3 protein-coding genes are annotated in these 3,413 nt (G+C 45.2%); 1 reads left to right on the forward strand and 2 read right to left on the reverse strand.

Features of this window, described 5'->3' with window-relative positions:
• Both gltX and HAT2_RS00115 read right to left on the reverse strand, forming a co-directional pair.
• On the reverse strand, positions 1 to 863 hold an 863-nt coding region (gene gltX / locus HAT2_RS00110; protein WP_114544025.1), incomplete at its 3' end, for a glutamate--tRNA ligase.
• A 25-nt stretch (positions 864 to 888) separates the two neighbouring features.
• The gene (locus HAT2_RS00115) at positions 889 to 2,721 is read right to left on the reverse strand and encodes a S41 family peptidase (protein WP_114544026.1); all 1,833 of its coding nucleotides are present in this window, start codon (positions 2,719 to 2,721) and stop codon (positions 889 to 891) included.
• Positions 2,722 to 2,930: 209 nt separating this feature from the next.
• Between HAT2_RS00115 and HAT2_RS00120 the strand changes: the two genes are divergently transcribed.
• On the forward strand, positions 2,931 to 3,413 hold a 483-nt coding region (locus tag HAT2_RS00120), incomplete at its 3' end, for a helix-turn-helix domain-containing protein (protein ID WP_245932335.1).

Genomic DNA, 3,413 nt, shown 5'->3' on the forward strand with positions numbered 1-3,413 from the left:
ATCTCCCTACCCTCGGGGTGACTATAGCCCATGAGAGACAAAAAATTAATCAAGCAATTAGGAAGAATGCCCAAATCACGGAAAAAGAAAATGGATGTTGGATTTTTTCTTTTCGATAATTTTTTACCCTCCTGATCAAGAAGAAGAGGCAGGTGGCAGAATTGGGGGGGGCACCATCCAAAGTATTCGTACAGAAGAAGATGTTTCGGCGTCGAACTGACCCATTCATCTCCACGCAAGACATGAGAGATTCGCATGTCATGGTCATCGACAACATTGGCAAGATGGTAAGTTGGCATACCGTCTGACTTGAGCAGGATTTGATCGTCTACATCCGACCAGGGATAGGTGATCTCTCCACGAATACCGTCCTGAAAACGGGCTTCTCCTTCTAATGGAACTTTAAGACGGATGACGTAGGGCTCTCCAGCTTCCTCTTTCTCAGCAATTTCCTCCTGTGACAAATAACGGTAGCGGCGGTCATATCCCTTTCTTCCCCCCGAACAAAGAGCCCGCATGAGATTCAATTCCTCAGGTGTAGCGAAACATTTGTAAGCTTTACCTGCTTCAAGGAGCTGAAGGGCATGTCGAACGTAGAGGTCTTTTCGTTCTGATTGTCGGTAAGGCCCGTAAGGCCCCCCTTTATCAGGTCCCTCTGCCCAGTCCATACGAAGCCAATGTAGGGCGTCAAAGATGGCTGTTTCCCATTCCTTTGAACAGCGTTGTAAATCTGTATCCTCAATCCTCAAAACAAAGGTTCCGTTGTGCTTTTTCGCAAAAAGCCAATTGAAAAGAGCCACGTAAGCAGTACCTACATGCGGTTCTCCTGTAGGAGAAGGTGCAATACGGACACGAACGGTCATGCCACAATCCTCAAAGACGACGAAGTTACTTGGAAGGGAACCAAATAGGCACGCCGGAAGAGGTTGCATCCATGTAGAGATAATCTTTAACAACGTTAAGCGATTCAACTAATTGAAAATCACACTCTTTCCAAGAAGGTGAATTGGACAAGAACATGCGTAAAGATTCATCTTGTTCCGTTGACTTTGTCAGTGCCTTCTGATAGCCAGGGTTGGTGAGGATACGATCTTGAGAGTTTTTTTGCATGCGTCGGATGGCCTCTTCTGAAAGGGTGTAGAGCGGTTGGGCATTTTGGCGATAGAGAGGAAGAATCCTTTGACGTAGCCCAATCGGGATGTCTGTGAGCCCATCTTCAAAGCTAGGCTGTATATCGTCTGCTTTGAGGAAAAAACGGCTAAACTCTTCCCCGATAGGAGCTTGTGACGTGAGTCCAGGAACCAAAATATGGGGTTGGACACCCTTGCCTTGAGGGCTCTTCCCCGAGGCTGTGTAATACATACCGCGTGTTAGTTTAATTTCACCTTGTGTCTGTACCATTTTGGGATCTTCTGAAATGAACATTTGAAAAGATCCTTTACCGTACGTTTTATCGTCTCCAATGACTAGCGCCCTCCCGTAGTCTTGAAGAGACTGGGCAACGATCTCAGCACAGGAAGCACTAGCACGACTGACAAGCACAAACAAAGGGCCTGTCCAAATAGTCTGTTCGCCAAAGTGGCGGAAAAGCTGCGTGGCCTCACTATTATCTCGAATCGAAACGATTACACCTGCTCGAAGGAAAAGGTTGGCAACTTCAATGCCTTGTCGGAGGAGGCCGCCCGAGTTACGACGCAAATCAAGTACGATCGCTTTCAAACTGTCCCCTAATTCTGCTTTCAGGGTCTGAATGGTGTTAGCGAGCTCAACAGAACACGAATCATCTTGACTTGCGTAGAAAGAGTGAAGGGCAATTAATGCAATGACACCATCACCGAAAGCGTGTTGTGTGACTTCTAGTCTTTTTCTTTGTAAAACGACTTTCCCTCTTGAAATAGTGACGTCAAGATTGAAGTCTTTGTGTCTTTGAATACGAATCGTTACGGAAGTGTTTTCCGCTCCTTTGAGTAACTTAGCAATTTCGTCGATGGGTAATCCCTTGATGGTTTTCTCATTGACGTGCGTGATGATGTCCTGTTCTAAAACAAGCCCTGTCGAATGTGTCGGTCCCCCTTCAATGACTTCTAAGATGCGTGCTCCGTCAGGAACAGCTTCTAAGACGACACCAATACCTACAGTTTCCTGTTGGACTTCGATCATAAATTGTTCAAATTCGTCAGGAGTAAAGTATTCCGAGTGAGAGTCCAGAGAAGAGACAAATGCCTTCAGGAAGAGCGTGCAGACAATGCTTGTGTTTTCTCCAACGGCCAACAGTCCGTGAATTAAATTCTTATGTTGTGCCTGGATCTTTCGGAATTGTGTTTGTTCAGCTTCTGTTCCCTCTTTCAGTTGCAGTAGCTTTTGTTTTGCCAAGTCCACTAACTGAGAAAAGCTTGTGAGGCGATCTTCTCGCAGTTGGGCAAGGGTGGTAGCAATAAGCGAAGAGCTGGGTGTACCCCACTGTTCACGTATCTTTTGATCAAAGAAGTCTTCAGAAAGGGAAAGGTAGCCAAAGTAGGTCGTCAATGTACGCTCAACTAACTCTGGAGATAGTTCATGCCAAGTCGCATGCAGTTGAAGACAGCTCCCCACCTTTTTCATGACATCCTGTTCGGATAGGTCTGGCCATTTGTACCCAAAGAGAACAAGTGGAAAGACAGTAAAAATAAAGGCACGGCAATAGAATCGAAATCGTGCCACTAATCTAGAAAAATCATTCATGCAATAGAGTCCTTGTTCCTAGGATCGTGTTCTGATGCAAAATAGGGGAAGCAAAAATGATTGCTGGAAGGAGGTCATAGTGGATATTGAGTCCTGTCTAGATGGATCTTAAATGAAAATTAAACAAATTAAATAGTTGACAAACGTAGAAACTTTTAATAATAATCGCGGCTTCAAAGTTTGAATGTTGGATCTTCCTGGAGTTTAATATGTCCCGAGACATGAAGGATGATGTAGGTGAGAGCTCAAGACCCCACGATAACGAGAGAGAGGGCAGAGGCTTTTCTAGCCGGTCACAAAGCTCAAGGGCTCATTACGATGCAGACAGGGAGAGCAGGACCCCTTCTAACCGGTCTCAGGGTAACAATGGGGAGGATCGAAGGGCTGTATCTATTACAGAAGCTGCCAAAATCAACAATGTTACCCGTCAAGCCATTTATGTAGCGATCAAGCAGAAAAAGCTGAAAGCCTATAAAAAAGTTGCACGTTGGACCATTGACCTCGATGATTTAGCAGCTTACCGAAGGGATAGGTATTCTCGTTCTAAGAGTATGTATAACGGAAAATTGCTGTTCGATAACTCGAAGGGTTATTATTCCGTTGGGCAGACAGCTAGACTACTTAATCTTTCTGCTCAAAGGATTTATCTCACAAACACAAGTTACCACTACTTTGACGGAGCGTCTGGTCTC

Origin of the sequence: Candidatus Similichlamydia laticola (assembly GCF_003339615.1) — a bacterium.
Taxonomy (GTDB): domain Bacteria; phylum Chlamydiota; class Chlamydiia; order Chlamydiales; family Parilichlamydiaceae; genus Similichlamydia; species Similichlamydia laticola.

What these genes read in the sequence shown, in the direction of transcription:
- HAT2_RS00115 (WP_114544026.1), bottom strand. Translation starts at nt 2,721, where the DNA reads ATGAATGATTTTTCTAGATTAGTGGCACGATTTCGATTCTATTGCCGT.